Origin of the sequence: Budvicia aquatica DSM 5075 = ATCC 35567 (genome assembly GCF_000427805.1) — a bacterium.
Taxonomy (GTDB): Bacteria; Pseudomonadota; Gammaproteobacteria; order Enterobacterales; family Enterobacteriaceae; genus Budvicia; species Budvicia aquatica.
The window spans coordinates 134,731-157,572 of record NZ_ATYS01000011.1 but is presented as its reverse complement, the minus strand read 5'-3'; the positions used below and the strand labels follow the sequence as shown (position 1 = coordinate 157,572).

The following is a 22,842-nucleotide window of genomic DNA, read 5'->3' as shown; positions in this document are numbered from 1 at the left end:
GCCCGCAGGGCGAATCACGCAGTGATGAGTCATCCTCTCTCGCCGACCAATTTTAAGAAACCTGCTTTCGAGCAGGTTTTTTTACGCCTGAAGTTTAGCCTGTTCACAAGCATAGCTCCTCGGCCGCCAGAAAATGCCAATATTCCAATTCTGCTCTTGCGGACGAAACTTACGCTGAGAGCAAATTAAATGACTTATTAGCTATCAAATTAAAAATCCCCGATTAAGTCAATCACCGGGGATTCCACATTTTAACTACCCTAAACCGATATGTTATCTAGGGTAAGGCACCCAACTGGAATTATTTAACCGAATATACGTTTGTCCCTGATATGCCATCACAACCGAGCCTGATGTTTCAGATATCACCGGCGTTTGTGGTAAATCAGCGGTTAACTTCTGCCAGTCAATGCTGTCTTGAGTAAATAACTTACCATCAAGTGAGCGGCTGACTAGTTCCGATAACGCTAAATAACTGCTTGGCTGAGCTATGCGGATAGTCTGAGGAGCCGCTGATTTTGCACCAACCAGTTTTATCGCTGCGGGTACATGAGTGATGCTTGGGCTCGGAATATCACGCAGGCCAGATATTTGCATTTTATCTCCGACCAGCGCTGCACCATGTTCTGGCACAATCATTACCATCACTTTACGGCCCGACTTCTCCAGCTCAGTCATAAACTGGTCTAAATCATCCAGCAGAGCCTGCAACCGCTGTTTATAGGCAACCTGAGCGTTGGTCGTACTGTTTCGATTGCCATCATGAAGCTCAATGGTGTTGTAAAACATAGCACTACGCAGGTCGCTTCCTTTTTCACGTGTACTAAGCCACTGTTTTAACATAGTAAGATCTTGGTATAAGGGCTCGCCGTCAAAGGCCACTAAATTGTGGTCGCTACTGTCAGGCGGCAACGGTACAGCCTGAATGCCGGCATAGTCACGCAGCTCTTTCAGGTAATCACCAAACTGACCTGAGTGATCCATCACTAATTCATTTTTAAATCCTAACTGGGCTAAGTTTTCAAACAGATAACAACGTTTGTCAGCCTGTTGATATAAATCTGAGTGGGATGTTTGCCCGCAACTGGCACGCGCTAATCGAATAGCCGCGGGGCCACTGTAAGAGGTTGCTGAGTTAAAGTTATCAAACATGATATCCATTCTTTTCCATAATGGATGATCGGCTAAGCCAGAAGCTTCAATATCAGACCATGATAGTGAGCAGATATTGATAACTAATAAATCGAACGGTTGGGCATCGGCGGGCAAGGCCGCTGGAAACTGGGTATACAGCTCTTTTTGTTGTTGTATAAATCCATCGTAATACGCTGATAGGTTGTGATCGGTTGGCGGCTCCTGGGTACTAAGAGCAGCACTATTTGTCGTTGTAGCTGGCGTTCCGGACGTTGCTGTTGTTGAGGTACTATTGCCGGTACTGGCAGTCGGTAGCAGTGAAATTGCCGGGCCGCTTAAGATAATAAGGTTCAGCCATATCATGGCGCCAACAATAAATGGCGTAATCCTCACCCATTGTGAAATAAACAGATAACCGACCAGCAGTGCAAATCCTGCGCCAATCCACTGCCAGTTGATGAAACGTTGGGCAAGCTCCAGCATATAGCTAAAGCTCAATGCGGTAGCCTGGCTGTTCATACTGATAATACTGTCGATACCCGGAAGCCAAGTATCATAATAAAACAGTATGATACCCACCGGGAATGCTATCCAGTCCCAGGTTTTTCTCAGCAAGCCTTCCGGCAGCGGGAATAGCAGGAAGGCAATAAAAACCAGATTCTCCAGCGGATGGAAATTTAAGTATCCCCCCCAAAGCAGAGCAAATTTGATTAAAAAATAGTAGTTCCAGCCACGCAGCCCGCGCCAGTTTGTCCACAATTTCTTGTCTGATGATTCTGTTTTAGAGGATATATTCTCTTTATTCATGATATCGGCTTTAGTTATCCACAGTGACCGCTTTTACGGTTGTCGTAATAGGATTAGCGTTGGTGATAAATACTGTTTGATAAGCCATATGAATATTATGGACGGCAGTCTACTAACAGTATGATGGTTTATATTAACATCCTGTTATTTTTATTATTTATATTTAAAAATAAAAAATTAGTTTCGTCGTTTATATCGGATTCTGATATGATTTTAAACCATTTCCGTTAGAAATGAATTTTATTTGTTGTCGCTTTACTAATTATTGCAGTATTTAATAAAAACGGCATCCTGCCCTCGTGTTTTTTTTACGCGTCAGCACCATCGCAAGTTTTTCTTTATCAGCTAAAATTAGTGACATAGCCTGAGTTATCGAGCCATAACATGAACGATGAAGTTAAAAGCTTTCATTCGGAGATAGCGCAGGGACGCGAGACTACAGAAAACACTTTTAAGCCGCAGTCAGCTCTGAGTGAGTTTCAGGACGATATTAGCGCCGTTGCATTGGCGTATAATCTCCCTACGCTACGATATATCGATCTCTCTCGCCAGAGCGCGTTAAGTCAGGCATTTTCGCGCTGGCCGCTATTATCAGAATTGAATCAAAGGCAGGTCATTAAATGACAACGATGGCGATTCAAGGGATCCGTGGTGGATGTGGTTCAACATCAGTGACAGCTTCATTAGCGTGGTCACTTGCACAGGCAGGGCAATCTGTTCTGGTGATAGATTTTAGCCGCGAAAATTTATTACGCCTTTATTTTGATATGCCTTATGACAATAAATATGGCTGGATGATAAATAATAGTCAAGATAAGCAACACAATGGCGTCATTAACTATGCTGATAATTTAGACTACCTGCCTTTCGGTTTATTAGATGAAGAAACAATTGAAATATGTGTTTCTGAACTATTAAGTCAGATTAAAGATCGGGGCGTTAAATATCCTGAACAATTATCAGGTTTATTTTCTGATCGGTATCAATGGATATTGATCGATCTTCCTTCAACACGTTGTCCGCTAATAAATTTAGGCCAATTATTAGCCGATATTCATCTTTGCATCCTCAATCCGGACGTTGCCTGTGACGTGCTGCTGCAACAGCGAATATTACCCAACGATAGCTATTTTTTGTTAAATCGTTTTTCGCCTACCAGTTTGATTCAGCAGGATATTCATCACGTCTGGCAGCAGCGCTTGGTCGGGTTAATCCCGATGGTGATTCACGCCGATGAGGCGATGTCTGAATCATTGGCGGTTAAGAAACCGGTTGGTCAGTATCAGCCTGAAAGCCTGATTGCTGAGGAATTTAACCGGCTGGCCCAATGGTGCCTGTCATTTGAATATGGGAATGAAGATTGATGGGGCTGCTCCATAGTGGCTTTAATGCCATCATCCCGGCCGCTCCGCTTAGCAAAGTGTCTAAGCGTTATACTGACTATCGTCAGCAAAACGTATCGCCAGTGGTGTCATTTTTATACTGTGCCGGTTATGTACTGCTATGGACCCTGTTTTGCTTTGAATCTCCCTCGTGGCAAAAAGTCAGGGAGAAACAGCTTGAGTGGTTTCCACAGCTATCCTCCTCCCGTCCACGATTTGCCGATGGATTGCGTTATGCCATTCAGAGCCTGTGGCTGGTGATTATCAGACAGGAAAAACAGCCTTCGTTTTTATTTATTCGTCGGAAGTTCACTGAATTCAAAGCGTGGTGTAGTCACAGGAATCAGGCCATAACGCGTTGGCTGAATCATCTGCCTAAGCGTATTCAGGAAAATGAGGTGGAATCCCGTTCTGAAGATCGAATAAAAAGTTTGAATCCCGGAGTGCGTAAAATTACTTTTATCGTCTGTAGCGTACTGGCGGCAGTATTAGCCATTATCTGTATTTCACAGCCGTTTGATCTATTTGCTCAATTTATTTTTGTCCTGCTGCTGTGGGGCATTGCCATGGTGACGCGCAGAATTCCGGGGCGCTTTCCCTCTCTGATTATGATCGTTTTATCATTAACCATCTCCTGTCGCTATATCTGGTGGCGTTATACCTCTACGCTGAACTGGGATGACCCCTTGAGCTTAGTCTGTGGCCTACTACTACTGGCTGCCGAAACCTATGCTTGGGTTGTTTTGGTATTAGGCTATTTTCAGTCAATATGGCCACTACATCGTAAGCCTGCGCCATTGCCTGAAAATCTGACTGACTGGCCAAGCGTTGACATTATGGTGCCCACTTATAATGAAGGGCTGAATGTAGTAAAACCGACCATTTATGCCGCTTTGGGTATCGACTGGCCGCAGGATAAACGAACGATATATTTGCTGGATGACGGTAATCGCCCAGAATTCAAAGCCTTTGCTAAAGAAGTCGGTATTCGCTATATCGCCAGACCGACTCACGAACACGCCAAGGCGGGTAATATCAACTATGCGTTGGAGCAGGCGACGAGCGAGTTTGTTGCTATTTTTGACTGTGACCACGTTCCTACGCGCTCTTTCCTACAATTAACCATGGGCTGGTTTTTTAAAGATAAAAAATTAGCCATGCTACAAACTCCGCACCATTTCTTTTCACCTGACCCGTTTGAACGCAACCTGGGTTCTTTCCGCCATACGCCGAATGAAGGCTCACTGTTCTATGGGCTGGTTCAGGACGGTAATGATATGTGGAATGCCACATTTTTCTGTGGCTCTTGCGCCATTATGCGGCGTTCTGCTCTGGATGAAATTAACGGTATTGCCGTTGAAACCGTGACCGAAGATGCTCATACCTCTTTGCGTTTACATCGTCAGGGCTACACTTCCGCATATATTCGCATTCCTCTGGCAGCGGGTCTGGCAACTGAAACGTTATCGGCCCATATCAGCCAGCGTATTCGCTGGGCCAGAGGAATGGTGCAAATTTTCAGGTTGGACAATCCGCTGTTTGGCAAAGGCCTTAGGCTGGCTCAGCGCTTATGCTACGCCAACGCGATGTTGCACTTTTTATCCGGCATTCCCCGGCTGATCTTCTTGACTGCACCGTTAGCTTTCTTGTTCTTTCATGCCTATATTATTTTTGCTCCGGCGTTGGCCATCGCGCTGTATGTCTTACCGCATATGATTCACGCCAGCCTGACCAATTCACGTATACAGGGTAAGTTCCGCCACTCTTTCTGGAGTGAAATCTATGAAACAGTACTGGCTTGGTATATTGCCCGACCAACGACAGTGGCACTGTTTGACCCACTGAAGGGGACTTTTAACGTAACGGCTAAAGGCGGGTTGGTTGAAGAGAGTCATCTGGACTGGGTGATTTCCCGGCCTTATTTCGTACTGGTGTCGCTTAACCTGATTGGTATTGTCGCCGGTATCTGGAAGCTTTATAGCGGTCCGATCAATGAAATTCCCACCGTATTGGTCAGTATGGTATGGGTAGCTTATAACTTAATTATCCTCGGTGGTGCGGTAGCCGTATCGATTGAAGCTAAGCAAATCAGGCATTCTCCGCGCATACAAATTTCAATGCCTGCCGCGATTTCACGTCAGGACGGACACTTATTTCCCTGCACGCTACGCGATTATTCTGACGGCGGTGTCGGAATTGAAATGGGTAAACCAGACTTAGTTAATCAGGGCGATGAACTGGTTTTAATCCTAAAACGCGGTGACCGGGAGTTTGCCTTCCGCTGTGTAGTGATGCGGGTTTTCGGCGCTATGGTTGGCGTTAAGTTACAGCTTAAGACCACGCAAGAAAACATTGATTTTATGCAGTGTACCTTTGCCCGTGCGGACACATGGGCGTTATGGCAGGAAGGCGTACCACAAGACAAGCCGATGCAAAGTCTGGCAGACGTTTTAAAACTAGGTTTTCGTGGTTATCAGCGAATGGTGGAGTATTCACCTCCGTTTATATATTCAATATTAGGCCGGATGGCGTCAGTGATTGCCTGGTTAATTTCATTCCTGCCTCATCGTGTTAATCAGCCCAAAAAAGAAGTGGCATAATATGAAAATAGTGAAATCTGCAGTGACTCATTTAGGTCAAAAGAAAGGCCACTGGTTAGGCATTATTATGCTGGGATTAGCCGGTTCAGTTTATGCACAAACTGCCAATCAGGCGGTGGCAGAACATCCTGAATCAGCCATTGTTGCAGTGACATCTCCACAGGCTGAATTAGCGGTGGAACCTGAGGGATTAACTGCTCCGGTACGTCACGATGCTCTATCGTTTCAAACGCTGGCGCCGGAAGGCAGTCTGGTGCTGAGCGGTATACAAAACACCGCGCAAATGACGTTTAACGTTCGCAGTGATGAAGTGGTGACTCAGGCAGTACTGAATCTTGATTACACGGTTTCTCCTGCTCTGTTACCTCTGGTCTCTCATATTAAAGTGTATATGAATGATGAGCTGATGGGGCTGGCGGCGGTTAATCAGGACGCTCCGGGCCAGCATGGAACTCTTATCCTGCCGTTGGATGCCCGTTTTATCAGTGATTTTAATCGTCTTCGCTTCGAACTGGTCGGTCACTATAAAGATATTTGTGAAGACCCTGCTAGCAGCAGTATCTGGATAGATATCAGTAAAAATAGTTCTATTGCTCTCAGCTACCAAGGGCTGGAAGTTAATAACGATCTTTCCCGTTTTCCTGAGCCCTTTTTCGATCGCCGGGATTCCCGGCCGTTAACGCTGCCGATGGTATTCAGCGCTCGCCCGAATGTGGAAGTGCAGCAGGCGGCAGGTATTCTGGCCTCGTGGTTTGGGGTTCAGGCCCAGTGGCGCGGACAAGATTTTCCGGTGTTATATAACCAATTGCCGGATAAGAATGGCATTGTGTTTGCCACCAACGACCAGCGTCCTGACTTCTTGAAAGATTATCCAAAAGTTGACGGGCCGGTGATTGAGATGATTGCGCATCCGGAAAATCCTTATATCAAATTACTTCTGGTATTAGGGCGGGATGATAAAGATCTGCAGATGGCGGTTAAAGGTATTGCGCAGGGAGAGCCGCTGTTCCGCGGTCAGAGCGTCAGTATTGATGAGGTCAAAACGTTGATTGCGCGTCAGCCTTATGATGCCCCTAACTGGGTTCGTACTGACAGAATGGTTCGCTTAGCCGAGTTGACCAGTTACCCTAATCAGCTCAGCGTTTCAGGCGGGCGTGTGCCTCCGATCGATTTAGAGATGAAATTGCCACCGGACCTGTTTTTACTCCGTAGCCAGGGTATTACCCTAAATCTGAAATATCGTTATACACCGCCGCCTTTTGTCGATGAGTCTCGCTTGAATATCAGTCTGAATGACCGTTTCTTACAGTCTTTCCCGCTGAAACCTGATACTTCGAATAATTCGCAAATTTTGCATATTCCATTGATTCAAGGGCTGCTCAGCAGCGATGACCAAGTGACTATTCCTGCCTTTCAGCTTGGCGGAAATAACAAAATGCGCTTTGACTTCGATTTTGTATCGAATATTGGTGCCAGTACGACAGGCGTTTGCCGCACTATGATTCCGGTAAAACATCAGGCGGTAATCGATGAGGACTCGACCATTGATTTTTCCGGCTATCGCCATTATCTGGCCATGCCGGCATTAAAAACCTTTGCCCAGTCGGGATTTCCGTTTAGCCGAATGGCCGATCTCTCTGAAACATTGGTTGTGATGCCTGAGCATCCTTCTGCTGGCCAGTTAACCCTGTTGTTTAATGTGCTTGGTCAAACGGGGGCGAGCATCGGCTATCCTTCTCTTGGGGTTCAAATTACCGATAAGTTTGATTCAGTCAAAGGTTCAGACAAAGACATATTACTGCTGGGCGGTATACCTGCCGAACTGAAGCCTGATAGTAATGCCCAAGTCTTTATCGACCAAGCCAGAAGCCGTTTAAATCAGCCGGTAGAGAATAACCTTGAATTAAGAACCATCGATTTTGACTCTGAGCGCAAGGAATCGAATCCGGCGGTAAGCGCATCGGTAACGTCTGACGGAACGCTGGCTGCGATTACCGGATTCCAGTCTCCGTTTAATCCACAAAGAAGCGTTATTGCGCTAATGGCCAGTGGCGATCGGGGATATCAATTATTAGATCAAGCATGGCGTGATAGCGGGAAACGTGATGCTATTGCCGGCTCGGTTTCTATTGTGCGTGAGTCCGGCGTTAACAGTATTCGGGTCGGAGAGACCTACTATGTCGGCTATCTGCCTTGGTGGGATAAGATGTGGTACAAGCTCTCTTCTCACCCGGTGATGTTGGCAGTGGTTGCCGTATTTAGCGTGATCTTAGTTGCATTGTTACTGTGGCGAGGCCTGCGTAGGGTGAGTCGTCGCCGTTTGAACAGCAGCGGACATGAGTAATATGAAATTCATTATCGGGCTATTTTGCTGTTTGTTTACTTTGAGTCAGGTATCGGCACAGACCTGTGACTGGCCGGAGTGGCAGAGCTTTAAGCAACAGTACATTAGCCGGGAAGGGCGGGTTATTGATCCGTCCGATGGCAAGAATATTACTACCTCTGAAGGCCAGAGCTACGGCCTGTTTTTTGCGCTGGTGGCTAACGATCGAGACCAGTTTAATCAACTGCTAGAGTGGACTGAAAATAACCTGTCGGCTGGCGATCTTTCGGCTCGTTTACCCGGCTGGCTGTGGGGAAAAAGAGCCGACGGGAGCTGGGGTATTCTGGACACTAATTCGGCCTCGGACGCCGATCTGTGGATCGCCTATAGCCTGCTGGAAGCCGGCCGAATCTGGCACTCCAGAGGTTATCAATTAAAGGGTACGCTGTTATTGCAACGTATTGCCCGTGAAGAAGTCGCGGATATTCCCGGCTTAGGGCATATGTTACTGCCGGGGAAGGTCGGATTTGCTAACGCGGATAGCTGGCGATTGAATCCGAGCTATCAGCCGCCTCAGCTACTTTCTCGACTAAGTCAGGTACAGAGCGTATGGGCTGAAGTTGGGAAGTCTAATCAGAGATTATTATTGGAAGCCGCACCGCTAGGAATTGCACCCGACTGGGTGATGTGGCGTAAAGATAAAGGTTGGCAACCTGATGAGAAAGACGGCACCAACGGCGACTATGATGCAATTCGTGTTTATTTGTGGATTGGTATGATGGCTAGCGAATTGCCGGAACGTACGGCGTTAATTGCCCATTATCAGCCAATGGCAAAACTGACTGAGCGGGCGGGCTTTCCTCCGGAAAGCGTTGATAGCCTGACGGGTCAGGCTAACGGCACAGGGCCGGTGGGCTTTTCTGCTGCACTGTTACCGTTTTTGACCGACCCTGCTTTGAGTACTCAACGTGAGCGTGTGCTTAATAATTTGCCCGGTGCCGACGCTTACTATAACAGCGTTCTGACACTTTTCGGTCTGGGATGGGATCGTCAATATTACCGATTTAATCAGCAGGGAGAGTTGCAGGCGTCTTGGGAGAAAGGCTCATGTCAAAATATAAAATAATCTCATCGGGTTATACTAAATTCTGTCACCATTTTCTTCCTGCATTGCCACTGGCGCTATTGCCTTTTGCGCTGTCTCCTCTGTCTGCGTTAGCCACAGAGAGTGTTTCACCTGCCGCTTGGTTGCAGGAACAAATTCGCATTGGTGAAGCCACTCACCGGGACGACTTAGTTAAAGAATCACTCTACAAGTTAGAAAAAATCAGCCCTAATAATCCTGAAACCATGGCAGCCCGCATCCGTTATTCTCTGCGTCAGGGCGATCTCAATGCTGCCGTCAGTCAGCTTGATCAGTTAGGAAAGCGACAGCCTGATTCAGAGACTTATCTGATGGCTAAATTGGATGTTGCACTCGCTCAACCTGAAGGTAAAAATCAGCTACAGCAAGCTCGATTACTGTCTACCGGAGGACAGCTGCTTCCGGCTAAAGCTGCTTATGATGAGTTATTTAATGGTAAAGCGCCTACGTTGGATCTGGCTGTAGAATATTGGCAATTAGTCGCCCGAATACCTGAACAGCGGGAAGTCGCACTACAAAAATTACAGGGACTACAAAAACGTTATAAAAATTCAGATGAGCTGGGTTTAACCGTGGCTAAAATGTTGTTTGATGAGGGTAAAGACCAAGAGGCTTATCAGCAGCTTGAGCAAATGGCCAACAGCCCAAGTGGTATTAGCGGTGCCGCTGAGCTTTGGTATAGCAAGTTGAAAGACATGCCAGCCTCAGCGCAATCTATCGCTCAGTTACAACACTTTATTACGCTTTTCGATCAACAGCCGCAGGCCGTTGAAGCCAGACAACAGCTGGTTCAACAACAAACGCTATTACAGGATCCTGCCTACCGCGCCAGAGCCCGAGGGCTGGAGTTAGTCGATAAAGGTAATGGTCATAATGCAATAGGATCGCTTAAGCAGGCACTAAGTGCATCCCCTAATGATGCCGAGGTGCTGACGGCGCTGGGGCAGGCTTATGCCCGTGATGGCAATCGACAGCAGGCAATTGCCCAGTTTGAAAAAGCCAAAGCTAACGATTCTAGCGGTGATTACACCAGTAAACTCAATAGCCTGATTGAAAGTAACCGCTACTGGTTGATGATTAATCAGGCAGATGACGCATTAAAAAACAAGCAGTTGGATACGGCAGAAAAGCTTTATCGTCAGGCTGCCAGTATGAACAGCACTGATGCTCAGGGATTGATTGGTTTAGGCGATGTTGCCATGGCGCGTAATAATGCAGCGGCAGCAGAAGGCTTTTATCAGCGTGCGTTAAGGCGCGAACCGGATAGTCAGAGTGCGGTCAGATCCTTAGTTTCCCTCTATGAGAAACAATCGCCAGAAAAAGCGATGGCCTATCTTCAAAGTCTGCCAACTTTTCTGAAAAACAACATGCGCAATACATTAAATGAGTTACAGGCAAATAGCCTCAACGCTCAGGCTGATGCATTGATTACGGCAGGAAAGCCGGCGCAGGCTGAAGATAAACTTCAACAGGCTAAAGTACTCTCTCCGGATGATATCTGGCTGACCTATAAGCTGGCAAAAGTGATGGGTGCTCAGGGCAAAATAGCCCAGGCCGACCGGCTATTTAATGATTCAATAAGTCGTCATCAGAACGATGCGGACTGGATTTATGCCTATTCCTTATATTTATCTAACAGCAATCACGATGCTCAGGCGATTGCCCGCATGGAAGCTTTAGATGCCGGTAAATGGAACAATAATTTACGTGAGCTGTCTGCCCGCCTGAAAGTTCAGCAGATATTGGACCATGCCCGGCAAATTCGCGATGGCGGTGATGAGACTGCAGCGATGACTTACCTGAGTCAGCAACCGGTGAATACCCGTATAGATCTGATGCTGGCAGAGTGGGCGCTGGAACGTGAAGATAATCTTGTGGCTCAGGAGCAATACGACAAGGTACTGGCTCGTGAGCCTGACAATCAGGATGCGCAACTAGGTCGTATCGAAGCCCGCATTGCTGACGGAGATATTGATTCAGCCAGAGATGCTCTGGGGGTGCTCAAGTTTCAGCCTCAGCCGGATGATTTAGGCACGGGCCGCAGGCTGGCTAACGCATGGTCGCTGGTCGGGGATGATCAGCGCGCAGATCAAATTTTTTCACAGCTAAAAGCGGCTGCCTTACAGCCAACGCCTGAACCTTCTATGACTAACGCGATGTTTTTACGATCTGCGGCCCGTCAAAACATTAAAGCCAATCGGCCTCAAGAGGCGCTGAGTGATTATAAGCAGGCGATGTCGGCTTATCATATTACTCCGTCAGCCGATGTTGATGATGAAACTTTTACCCGCTATATGCGCAATGATGAAACCGATGACTGGCTAAAACGAGGCCTGCGCTCGGATGCAGAGTCGTTATATAAGCAACAGTCGACAACGGTTACCCTTGAGCATGATTACTGGGGCTCCAGCGGTACCGAAGGAATTTCAGACCTAAAGGCCCATACCACCATGCTGCACGTTGCTTTCCCGCTAAAGCAGGGCACTGCATTTTTTCGCGGCGATTCAGTGATTATGGATGCCGGTAGCTTTAAAAAAGGGGCTGACGGCGGCTATCAAGAAAAATTTGGTACCTGTGCTGAAGTCTCTTGTTATAGCGGTGTGAGCCAAAAAACTAACGGGGTCAGTATTGCGACTGGCTGGCAGGATGATACCTGGAAGGTAGATGTTGGCACCACACCGATGGGCTTTGAGGTCGTTGATTGGGTTGGCGGGGTCAGCTACAGCAATGATTTTAATCAGCTTGGTTGGACGCTTACGGCTTCACGCCGCCCAATCTCCAGCTCTTTGCTGTCATTTGGTGGAACGGTTGATCCGCGAACGGGTGTTACATGGGGCGGTGTACGTAAAACCGGGGCAGAACTGGCACTGAGTTACGACCGGGGTGGCCCCAGCGGCGTTTGGGCGAATATGGGCTACCACCAACTAACCGGTAAAAATGTCGAAGATAACGATCGCCTTCAGGCCATGGCCGGCTATTACTATAAGGTGATTAATGATAATAATCGTCAGGTCAGGGTCGGTTTGAATACCATGTGGTGGCATTATCAGAAAGATCTGAGTGGTTACACTTTAGGTCAGGGCGGGTATTACAGTCCTCAACAATATTTATCTTTCTCTGTACCTGTCGTCTATCGCGAGCGCACTGAAAACTGGTCGTGGGAACTGGGTGGTTCGGTGTCAACATCCTACTCTTCAACGGATAAGAGTAAGCGTTATCCGTTACAAGGCCTGATTCCCGACGATCTTTATTTACCAGACCGTACAACCCAGGACAGTGGCGATAGCGGCACCGGCACCGGCTATACTGTAAGAGCGCTGCTGGAGCGTCGAATCGATTCTCACTGGAGTATTGGTGCAGGTATTGATATTCAGCAGGCTAAAGATTACACCCCGAGCCATGCCCTACTCTATGTTCGCTATTCACTGGAACCTTGGTTGGGCGATATGGATTTACCACCTCAGCCACTGACGCCTTATGCTGACTTTAAATGATAAAATGTGTATTGTTCCGTGAGGCAAAGGAAGATATTCGGCGGTGACTCGATTTTTTACTGAGATACAGAGATATTCCGGTATAAAGTAGGGTTTCTGTAGGTTCGGTTAATTATAGAGTCCGATCAGATCGCCAATCGGGAGAGAATATATTGTTGGTAAAGCGTTCGCTAACTATTAAGCAGATGTCATTGGTGACGATTGTTGCTTTAGCGACTATTTGCATTTTTATTATAGTGCAAATGTTTGATTTCATTCAACAAAGAAAAAATGATTATGCCATTCAGCTGGATAATATAGCGTATTCAGTGACCCAACCTCTGGAACGAGCCCTGTGGGATCAAAACTATAAAGATATTCAAAAAACGCTGGATAGCCTGATTGAAATTGGCATGTTGAGTAAAGCCAGCGTAGTGATTCATTCAGAACTCATCTCTATACACAGCCGGGGAATTCAATTCGGCAACGTTCCGGACTATTTTTCACAACTTCTGTCGCTGCCTATTACCACATCAATTCCACTGTATTCGCCGGAGCACTATGCAATAGATCCGTTGCCGATGGGATATCTGATTCTTGAAGCTGATTCATACAAGCTATATCAATACACGCTGCATAAGCTATCAACGGTTCTGGCCACCTATTTATTACTGGCTCTGATGCTATCAATCTCTATTAGCTGGTTCCTGAATCGTTTACTGGTTTATCCATTGCGCAATATAGCTAATGACTTACGGCTGCAGTCTTCCGAGAATATTCAGTACCACCAGCTGACTTTACCTATTCGCCATCAGGATGATGAGCTGGGTATGTTGGTCCGTAATTACAACCGCAACCAACAGGCTTTGGTGAAGGCTCATAGCCAGCTAAGCCGGATGAGTACCAGAGACCCGTTGACGGACTTGCCTAATTACTCTCTTTTTCAGGAACTTCTTCGGCAGCAGCTCAATAATAGTACGCAATCGAAAGCGGTATTTAGCCTATTGTTTATTAATCTTGATTCCCTAAAGGAAGTGTCCAGAGTGGTTGGTCAAGAACAGGGCGATCGGTTTTTAGTTGATGTGGCAGGGCGCATCAAGTCACTGCTCAGTGAGAACTGTGTATTAGCCCGCATGCAGGGGGAAGAACTGATAGTTTTAAATAGATCCAATGAGACTCCGCTTCAGGTTATGCAACTGGCCCAGCGATTGATGGAACAAATAGTATTGCCGGTTAATATTAATGAGTTTCATCTTTCACCGATTGCCAGTATGGGTATTGCGCAGTATCCCAATGATGGTGAAACCGTTGACCGACTGATCGGTAACGCTCAGTCCGCTATGTTATTGGCTCAGCGCCGGGGCAAGAATCAGATTTTATTCTTTGAACCGGACATGACCAATGCAATCCAGTCGCGGCTTCGGCTGGAAAGTGAGATTGTTCGCGGAATCAAAGAAAATCAGTTCCGCCTTTATCTACAGCCTCAGATAAATATGGTCAGCGGCAAGGTTTATGGCGCAGAGGCGCTGATTCGCTGGCACTACGCTGAAAATGATATTCGTTTCCCTCAGGATTTTATTCCCCTAGCTGAAGAGGCTGGATTGATTCTGCAACTAGGCCATTGGGTGGTTGAAGAGGCGTGTCAGATTTTAACTGAATGGAGTCTGCAGGGGATCCCGCTTACATTATCCGTTAATATTTCTGCACTACAGCTTTTGCAGCCTAATGCGATTAACCGTCTGGAGTTGCTGCTTGAACGCTATAGCTTTAGTCCGGAGAAGTTAACGATCGAGCTAACTGAAACGGCCTATATTTACGATTTGGCTGCGGTTTTGCCGCTGTTAACTCAAATACAAAACCTGGGTATCTCTATTGCTCTGGATGATTTTGGCACCGGATACTGCAATCTTAACTATCTGAAACGCCTGCCGGTTAACCTGCTGAAAATAGATAAAAGCTTTATTGATAGCGTTCCGAGAGACGGTGACTTGGTGCTGATCGTCAAGTCTATTGCCCAAACGCTGGACCTTAAGGTTGTGGCTGAAGGCGTCGAGACTCAAGAGCAGGCCGACTGGCTGGTCTCTCAGGGAATTAATTTTGCTCAAGGCTATTTGTTCTCTCAGGCGCTGCCCTACGATGTATTTAAACAACGATATATAACTACGCTTTAGAGACACCCTGGTTTTTACATGCTGAATACATATGTTAACTATTAGTCATATAATTCTAATTTCTTGAATAAACACATCCGGTTATAAATTCAGCCCGACGCCCCTCTGTGATGCGATCCAGTTCATATTTCTGTTGTTTATCTATACTTTCCTTCACAAATTAATATCCACGGTGTTAATTGAATGTTATTTTCCAGCGCTCTATACCGTGTTGCTAAATGAGTTAAGGACACACTATGAAATTTACTTTTTTCAAATCGCTTTACGTTCAGGTGCTATTTGCAATAACGGTCGGGATCCTGTTAGGGCATTTTTACCCTGAAATCGGTGCATCAATGAAGCCGTTAGGTGATGGTTTCATCAAATTGATTAAAATGATTATTGCCCCGATTATCTTCTGTACTGTTGTAACGGGTATCGCTGGGATGGAGAGTATGAAGGCCGTGGGTCGTACCGGCGGTATTGCATTACTCTATTTTGAAATTGTGAGTACTTTGGCACTGTTGATTGGTTTAATCGTGGTTAACGTGGTTAAGCCGGGCGCAGGCATGAACATTGATGCCAGCCAGTTAGATGTAACCGCGGTTACTGCTTATGCTGAAGCCGCTAAGTCTCAGGGAATTGTGGCATTCTTGCTTGATGTTATTCCTGGCAGCGCAGTAGGTGCATTTGCCAGCGGTAATATCCTTCAGGTTCTGCTGTTTGCCGTTCTGTTTGGTTTTGCTTTACATCGCTTAGGCGAGAAGGGTCAGTTGGTTTTCAACGTGATCGACAGCTTCTCCCGAGTCATTTTCGGCATTATCAATATGATCATGCGCTTAGCACCTATCGGTGCCTTCGGGGCCATGGCCTTTACCATTGGTAAGTACGGCGTAGGCTCTTTGGTTCAGTTAGGCCAGTTAATCCTGTGTTTCTACCTGACCTGCGTTATCTTCGTCGTCTTCGTGATCGGCGGTATTGCTAAAGGTTTTGGTTTCAACATCTTCAAATTTATTCGCTATATCAAAGAAGAACTGTTGATTGTACTGGGTACCTCTTCTTCGGAGTCAGTACTGCCACGTATGTTAGATAAGATGGAGCGTTTAGGTTGTAAGAAATCAGTGGTAGGCCTGGTTATTCCGACCGGCTACTCTTTCAATCTGGATGGAACATCAATTTATCTGACGATGGCCGCAATCTTTATTGCTCAGGCAACGAACACTGAAATGTCGATACTTAATCAGATCACTTTATTAGTGGTGCTGCTATTGTCATCGAAAGGTGCTGCCGGTGTAACAGGCAGTGGCTTTATCGTTCTGGCGGCAACTATCTCTGCGGTGGGTCATTTGCCACTGGCAGGATTAGCGCTGATTCTGGGTATTGACCGCTTCATGTCAGAGGCCCGTGCGCTGACCAATCTGATTGGTAACGGTGTTGCAACCGTTGTTGTTGCCAAGTGGTGTCGTCAGATAGATGAAGAGACATTGCACTACGAATTAAACAACCAAGGTAAGAAAAAAGAAGCAATTGCTCCTTTATAACTAAATTTGTTTAATTTCTAATCACCTGTCACCTCTTTGCTTCCCGGTAGCTTGCCGCTGCCGGGATTCTCTGCATAATGTCCTTATTTGCAAGTCAGCCATCAGTTTTATCGTGCAAATGGTAGTAACATTGCACCATACTCAGATAGTCTCCGTTTTTACTTTATATGACATAAAAACGAAGGAACGTAGACATCCGCTATCAGCGCTATGATTATTATGCTGGGCTGATACACGTAGTGAATGAGGATTTATATGCAGGGTAAGTATTTACTTTCCGCCATTGGCGGTATGTTGTTCATCATGGCGGGGACCTGCGTGCAGGCTGAACCATTACGACCAGATCCTGCGTGGCAAGAGGGGAAGTTGGAGAATGGTTTTAAATGGCAAGTCCTGACTACACCACATCGCCCCAGTGATAAAATAGAAATCCGCTTAGATATTAATGCCGGGTCTCTGCAAGAAAGTATTCCTCAGGTTGGTTTCTCTTATTTGCTCCCTCAGTCAGCAGTTGTACAGACTGTTAACTTCGCACCAGAGCAAGTGCAGGCACTGCTTGCGCAAATTACACCGGATACCGATCCTAAATCGTTGGTTGAAGTCTCTTACGATTACACTCGCTACAATCTTAGCCTGCCGAATAATAAACCCGAGCTATTAAAAGAAGCTTTTAGCTGGCTATCGGATGCAGTTGCTAATCCGCAACTGGATGAACAACGCATTGAAGCCAGCCGTAATACGCCCGCTTCACCGTTGGTGACGCTTCCGGCTGGGATTAATGACGCATGGTGGCGTTATCGCATTAAAAATTCTCCGCTGATGGGCCATGAGCCCGGTCAGCCAATTGCTGCTGATGCAGATGTCGAACAGCTAAAGGCTTTTTATCAGAAATGGTATACGCCGGATGCTATGACGCTATACGTTGTCGGTAACGTAGACCGCAGGGCATTAGCCGATCAGATTAATAAAGCCTTTGGTGGAATGACCGGTAAGCGTACCAGTCCTGCAACTATCGCCGTATTGACCGCATTACCGGCTAAACCGGTTAATTTCTTATCGCCGGTAGTATCAAAAGATCGTCTGACGTTAATTTGGGATGATCCATGGCACCCGGTTATTAATTCAGCCTCGTTAGAGCGGCAGTGGGTTGGCAATATTGCCAATCAACTGATTAAGAATCGCCTTAGCCAAAAGCTAAGCCGTAGCGTTCTAAAGGGGACTATTTTAGATTTGACCTGCCAGATGCAGTTTCAGCGCAATGAATGCCATATGACGCTTGATGCGCCTTTGCCGGCGCTTAAGCCAAGTTTGAAATTCATTGCCACTGAGCTGGTTAAGCTAAATGCTGATGGCGTTACCAGTGAAGAGCTGGCGGCATTAGTTAGCGCTAATAAAGATGAGCTAGCCCAGTCCATTTCAACCTACGCGAAAACCGATACTACTGAGATTATGGCTAAGTATCTATTAGCCCAAAAAGCCGGTTCGGTGACCGTAGATCCAGAGCAATATCAGCAAATACGGCAGAAATTTTTAGATAATTTAGATTTGACCATCGTGAACACTAAAATTCATCAGTTGCTCACGATTAAACCGACGTTAGTACTGACTCAGCCCGCTGGCGAGCCTGAGGAGAACGTGACGGCATTATCGGAACTGTTTGACGCTATTATGACACCTAAAGCAGAAGAGAGCGTAAAAACACATTAATCACCAACGGGTGCCATATATCGACTATCGATAAAAAATCCCCCGGGCGCATCATCGCGGCGGGGGATTTTTTTATCTATTTATTGGCTTACTGCAATGCTACTCGCAAGCTTATACCTTAGGCATTGCTTCCCGAGGAATGATAGCCCCGCGGTATTGGATTACCGTGCTGGCGGTCAGGTGCCCGCGCTTAGCAGCATCAGTTACGCTGCCACCCAGAAGGCGAACAGACAGGTAGCCTGCACTGAATGAATCTCCGGCGGCGGTAGTATCAATCACTTTTTCTTTCGGCAATTTGAGCGCCGGAACGTCATCCACACTGCTATGCGTCGCGACAATACACGAATCAGCGCCGCGTTTAATAATAATTTCTGATACGCCTAAAGCCTGAGTCCGGGTAATTACGCTTTCAGGCGGCTCTACACCCCATAACAGGTCTTCATCGTCTAACGTCAGGAATGCGATATCGGTACAGGATAAAATATCATGGTAAGCCTGCTGGCTTTCTTCGCGGTTCTGCCATAGGCGCGGGCGGTAGTTATTATCGAAAATAACCTTGCCGCCGTTGCTGCGACACTCTTTTAGCAGAGCGACCAGCTTGTTGCGGCTATCGGCATTCAGAATAGCGATGCTGATCCCGCTCAAATAGATAAAATCAAAGTGGGCAAGCTGCTGGCAGATAGCCTCTGATTTATCACTGGATAACCAGTAACGGGCTGCGGCATCATTACGCCAGTAGTAGAATTTACGCTCGCCGGTATCATCTGTTTCAATGTAATAAAGACCGGGTAACTTATCGTCCATTTGCTGAACCAGATCGGTTTTTACATGCTCTTTTTGCCAGGTTGCCAACATTTCGTGGCTAAAGCTGTCGGTTCCTAATGCAGTGACATAATGGACGGCTAACGCATCAGCCGGTACCTGACGGGCAATATAAACGGAGGTATTTAGCGTATCACCGCCAAACCCGCGGTTTAAGTCACTTCCCTTTTCAGAGAGTTCAATCATACATTCGCCGATGATGGCAATTTTCTTGGTCGTCATTGAGGCATCCCAGTCTTGATTTTATGAATTGGCTGGCGTTAGTTTTATAACTTCGGGATTGATAGTCAAGGTAAATAAAACAATGTTTCAGTTTTAATTTATGTTACCAGACGTCAGTACCAGAGAGCGTTACTTATTCTCTTTAGCCGTGGCAATCCATGCTGCGCAGAATAGCGTCAGGCGGGCGAAAAAGTAGAAAAATGCCAACAGGCCAATAATTGAACCGAAGGCTGCTCCTGATGGCGATCTGGCTAACTGAGGAAGGGTGATGGTCATAATAAATTTAATCACCTCGAAGCCGATGGCGGCTAGCAGCGTACCTTTGAGCAACGCTTGGGTATTTGGCCGCTGTTTGGGTAACATCCAGAAAATCCATAAAAACATCAGGTAGTTTGCTGCAATGGAAATACTCATAGCGATGATTGTTAACGCCGGTCGTAACCAGGCGATATCACCCAAACCGAGTATATTAACGATGCTTTGTTGGGCTGAGCCGGCAATCGAGGTGAGGGTTATGGTCAGTATCAGGGCGGTGACTAATCCGGTAAGGGAGATAAAGTCCTTGGTATAGCGGAAGTAGACCTTTTCTTTATCTTCGGGATTACGTTCCCAGACGTCTCTTGTTTGTGCCCTGACGGCTTCACGCAGGTTCCCCATCCAGCTAATACCAGAATAGAGTGCTACCAGTAATCCACTGATTCCGACCGTAGTACGCTGTCTTATCGCAGTATTAACCGTATTCTCCAGCGTATTGGCCAGGCTTGGATCGGATACGCTGGTGACAATTTTATTAATCAGCTCGGCTAATAGCTCGGGATTTGAAGCCAGCACAAAACCGGCGGCGGCAAATGACACCATCAAAATTGGAATCAGTGACAGAAATGAAAAATAGGTAATGGCCGCACCAAACTGGCTGCCCATGCGATCGTTAAAGCGTTCCGTCGCCCGAATTAGGTGAGCAACGCTTGGGTAGGCCTTGATTCTATCTATGATTTTGGCGGTGGTAGCAATGACACTTTTCATCGAAAAATTCTTTCTGCCTGATTCCGGCATACATATCAGCCGATAATTGATTGAATAAAAATACTAGGAATAACCAATAGTTATCCTATTTATATTAGCAGAGTTGCCGCCTTATCACCAAACGTGAGGGCGGCGGTGTACAACAGGGTAACCGCTTAAAAAGAAAAAGGCCGGAAACTTTTTGTTTCCGGCCTTCGGTGACTTATGCTGCACATTTTATTGCGCAGGTTTAGCGCGTAGATTTAACGCATAGTAACAAACTCTTCTGCCGCCGTCGGGTGGATAGCAACGGTGTTATCAAAGTCTTTCTTGGTCGCACCCATTTTAACGGCAACGGCAAAACCTTGTAGAATCTCATCCATACCAAAGCCGATGCCGTGGATACCAACGATCTTCTCCTCTTTACCTGCACAAACCAGTTTCATCCGGCACGGCTGGCGATGGGAGGTTACAGCGGTATACATTGCTGTAAATGATGATTTATAGACTTTAACCTGATCGTCACCATATTGTTCACGGGCCTGAGTCTCGGTTAAACCGATGGTGCCGATAGGCGGGTGACTGAAGACTACGGTCGGAATATTGGTGAAGTCCAGATGTTCGTCAGGCTTGTTGTTAAACAGGCGCTCAGATAAACGACGGCCTGCTGCAACCGCAACCGGCGTCAGTTCTACTGCACCCGTATTATCGCCAACGGCATATACGCCGGCAACGTTAGTATTCTGGAACTTATCAACCGGGATATAGCCACGTTCGTTGGTTTTAATTCCCGCCGCTTCCAGATTAATGTTGTCAGTAGCCGGTTCACGACCAATAGCCCAGATCAGACAATCAACTACCTGCTCGGTTCCGTTTTCCAGAGCCAGAGTCAGGCTGCCGTCTGCATTTTTAGTAATCGATTTAGGTATAGAATCGGTATGTAGCATCGGGCCTTCAGCCGCCATAACTTCAACCAATGCTTCAACAATCATTGGATCAAAAGTACGTAACGGAGCATGTTTACGCACAAACAGGTGAGTTTCTGCACCCAGTCCGTTTAATACGCCGGCGATCTCTACTGCAATATAGCCCGCACCGACAACAGCAACGCGCTTAGGCATGGCATCTAGTTCAAAGAAACCATCGGAATTAATGCCGTGTTCTGCACCCGGAATCGATGGGATTGCTGGGCGACCTCCAGTGGCAATCAGAATATGGTCAGCGGTAATTTTTTCGCCGTTAACTTCAACCGTATGGGCATCAACAAAACGGGCAAAACCCGTGATAACGTCGACTTTGTTATTGCCCAATACGCGATCGTAAGACTGATGAATTCGATCGATATAAGCGCTACGGCTGGCAATGAGTTTCTTCCAGTCAAAGCTATTGACGGTAGTATCGAAACCGTAATCCGGGCCATAAAGATGGATCGCCTCGGCTATTTGTGCCGCATGCCACATGATTTTTTTAGGGACACAACCTACGTTTACGCAAGTTCCGCCAAGGTATTTAGCCTCGATAATGGCGCATTTTTTTCCGTAAGATGCAGCGCGATTTATAGAGGCAATACCGCCACTGCCGCCGCCGATAGCAAGATAGTCATAATGTCTAGTCATGGTGTTTTCTACTTCTCTCTATAGCTAAGAGGGGATAATAAAAGGTTCTCATAACGCGCTGCAGAATGAAAGAACCGGTTATCGTACTGTTTATTACTTTGAAGTATTACAGGCATAGATATCAATTCTAGCCTTATATTTCAGCATTCACCGACTGGCAAGGATCGCTGTCGATGCTCAGCCATTGATCGGGAATGGGAACGGATAAGCTCTCCGATAGCCTTTGTAACTTATGGCTGAGCCACTGATTAGCTTTACGGGTCAGCTCCTGTTCATGCTCTTGGTGTTCTGAAGAGATCACCGGTAGCTGTTCCAATTCTTTAGTTTCAACCAATTCACCGTGATGGAATCTTTTATAGGACCACTTGCCATTGGCTAAACGCTTATAGGTGGTACCTTCCAATAACTCTTTACCACGATAGCGAATCGGAATGGGTTTTCCTGAAAGATTATCAAACTTCCAACCGATATATTCGGCCGGATTTTTTTCATCGGGATAAGTCCAAAAACTCACGCCCTGATTAATCTGTACGTTAAGTTCACTGGCTGAATTATGGGCATCCACATAGCGAACCTGAACGCTTGGCTGATTACTTTCATTGAAGCGGGTTATGATGATTTTTTCTTTGCCGGATTTAACGGTCAGTGAACACTGTTTAGCATCGACCCATTGGGTTAACAGTGCACCGTCGCCCTCAGGCGTTTCAGGCCTATTTTCAACGCGGCCTGTCGCACTGTCCTTTGCCGGAGGATAAGAGTATCCACGAACTTCAGATGGTTTTTCACCGTAAAACACCCATTGGGCAATAGGCGTCGGAAATAGGTACTGCCAGATTAACCAGCCACCGAAAATCACGACCGCTACGGCAGAAAGGCTTACGCCAATAACCATGTTCTTTTTCATAGAAACTCTCAACTC

Annotated in this window: 15 protein-coding genes; 10 read left to right on the top strand and 5 right to left on the bottom strand. The window is 46.6% G+C overall.

Annotated elements, in window-relative coordinates:
- On the top strand, positions 1-189 hold a 189-nt coding region (locus tag YWE_RS31180; protein ID WP_029093956.1), incomplete at its 5' end, for a hypothetical protein.
- Between the two features lie 84 nt (positions 190-273).
- On the opposite strand, the gene bcsG is transcribed toward YWE_RS31180, so the two are convergent.
- Positions 274-1,941, bottom strand: coding sequence for a cellulose biosynthesis protein BcsG (bcsG, locus tag YWE_RS0107410; RefSeq protein WP_029093955.1), 1,668 nt, complete (start codon positions 1,939-1,941; stop codon positions 274-276).
- A 384-nt stretch (positions 1,942-2,325) separates the two neighbouring features.
- On the opposite strand from bcsG, the gene bcsR reads away from it, so the two are divergent.
- The 9 genes from bcsR (at position 2,326) to YWE_RS26870 (ending at position 18,261) form a co-directional block, all read left to right on the top strand.
- On the top strand, positions 2,326-2,565 hold the full coding sequence (bcsR, locus tag YWE_RS0107400; RefSeq protein WP_071605844.1) for a cellulose biosynthesis protein BcsR: 240 nt from the start codon (positions 2,326-2,328) through the stop codon (positions 2,563-2,565).
- Complete coding sequence (bcsQ, locus tag YWE_RS0107395) at positions 2,562-3,305, top strand: cellulose biosynthesis protein BcsQ (RefSeq protein ID WP_029093953.1); 744 nt, start codon at positions 2,562-2,564, stop codon at positions 3,303-3,305. Before bcsR ends, bcsQ begins: the two co-directional genes overlap by 4 nt.
- Positions 3,305-5,923, top strand: coding sequence for a UDP-forming cellulose synthase catalytic subunit (gene bcsA, locus YWE_RS0107390; protein WP_071605843.1), 2,619 nt, complete (start codon positions 3,305-3,307; stop codon positions 5,921-5,923). Before bcsQ ends, bcsA begins: the two co-directional genes overlap by 1 nt.
- Position 5,924: 1 nt before the next feature.
- The gene (gene bcsB / locus YWE_RS0107385) at positions 5,925-8,267 is read left to right on the top strand and encodes a cellulose biosynthesis cyclic di-GMP-binding regulatory protein BcsB (RefSeq protein WP_071605842.1); all 2,343 of its coding nucleotides are present in this window, start codon (positions 5,925-5,927) and stop codon (positions 8,265-8,267) included.
- A complete protein-coding gene (gene bcsZ / locus YWE_RS0107380; RefSeq protein ID WP_084167023.1) occupies positions 8,260-9,372 on the top strand; it encodes a cellulose synthase complex periplasmic endoglucanase BcsZ in 1,113 nt (370 codons plus the stop codon). Before bcsB ends, bcsZ begins: the two co-directional genes overlap by 8 nt.
- Complete coding sequence (bcsC, locus tag YWE_RS0107375; RefSeq protein WP_051323243.1) at positions 9,354-12,884, top strand: cellulose synthase complex outer membrane protein BcsC; 3,531 nt, start codon at positions 9,354-9,356, stop codon at positions 12,882-12,884. The genes bcsZ and bcsC overlap by 19 nt, the downstream gene beginning before the upstream one ends.
- A gap of 152 nt (positions 12,885-13,036) precedes the next feature.
- Positions 13,037-15,034: a biofilm formation regulator HmsP gene (gene hmsP / locus YWE_RS0107370; RefSeq protein ID WP_029093948.1), complete on the top strand. Its 1,998-nt coding sequence runs from the start codon at positions 13,037-13,039 to the stop codon at positions 15,032-15,034.
- Positions 15,035-15,270: 236 nt separating this feature from the next.
- Complete coding sequence (locus YWE_RS0107365; protein ID WP_029093947.1) at positions 15,271-16,554, top strand: dicarboxylate/amino acid:cation symporter; 1,284 nt, start codon at positions 15,271-15,273, stop codon at positions 16,552-16,554.
- A gap of 255 nt (positions 16,555-16,809) precedes the next feature.
- A complete protein-coding gene (locus tag YWE_RS26870; RefSeq protein ID WP_051323242.1) occupies positions 16,810-18,261 on the top strand; it encodes a M16 family metallopeptidase in 1,452 nt (483 codons plus the stop codon).
- 111 nt (positions 18,262-18,372) lie between these two features.
- On the opposite strand, the gene kdgK is transcribed toward YWE_RS26870, so the two are convergent.
- The 4 genes from kdgK to YWE_RS0107340 form a co-directional block, all read right to left on the bottom strand.
- The gene (gene kdgK / locus YWE_RS0107355; protein ID WP_029093946.1) at positions 18,373-19,305 is read right to left on the bottom strand and encodes a 2-dehydro-3-deoxygluconokinase; all 933 of its coding nucleotides are present in this window, start codon (positions 19,303-19,305) and stop codon (positions 18,373-18,375) included.
- Between the two features lie 129 nt (positions 19,306-19,434).
- On the bottom strand, positions 19,435-20,328 hold the full coding sequence (yhjD, locus tag YWE_RS26865) for an inner membrane protein YhjD (protein ID WP_282705577.1): 894 nt from the start codon (positions 20,326-20,328) through the stop codon (positions 19,435-19,437).
- A gap of 242 nt (positions 20,329-20,570) precedes the next feature.
- Positions 20,571-21,923, bottom strand: a complete 1,353-nt coding sequence (gene gorA / locus YWE_RS0107345) for a glutathione-disulfide reductase (RefSeq protein WP_029093945.1) — start codon at positions 21,921-21,923, stop codon at positions 20,571-20,573.
- A gap of 133 nt (positions 21,924-22,056) precedes the next feature.
- Positions 22,057-22,827: a hypothetical protein gene (locus tag YWE_RS0107340; RefSeq protein ID WP_127526381.1), complete on the bottom strand. Its 771-nt coding sequence runs from the start codon at positions 22,825-22,827 to the stop codon at positions 22,057-22,059.
- Positions 22,828-22,842: the final 15 nt, after the last annotated feature.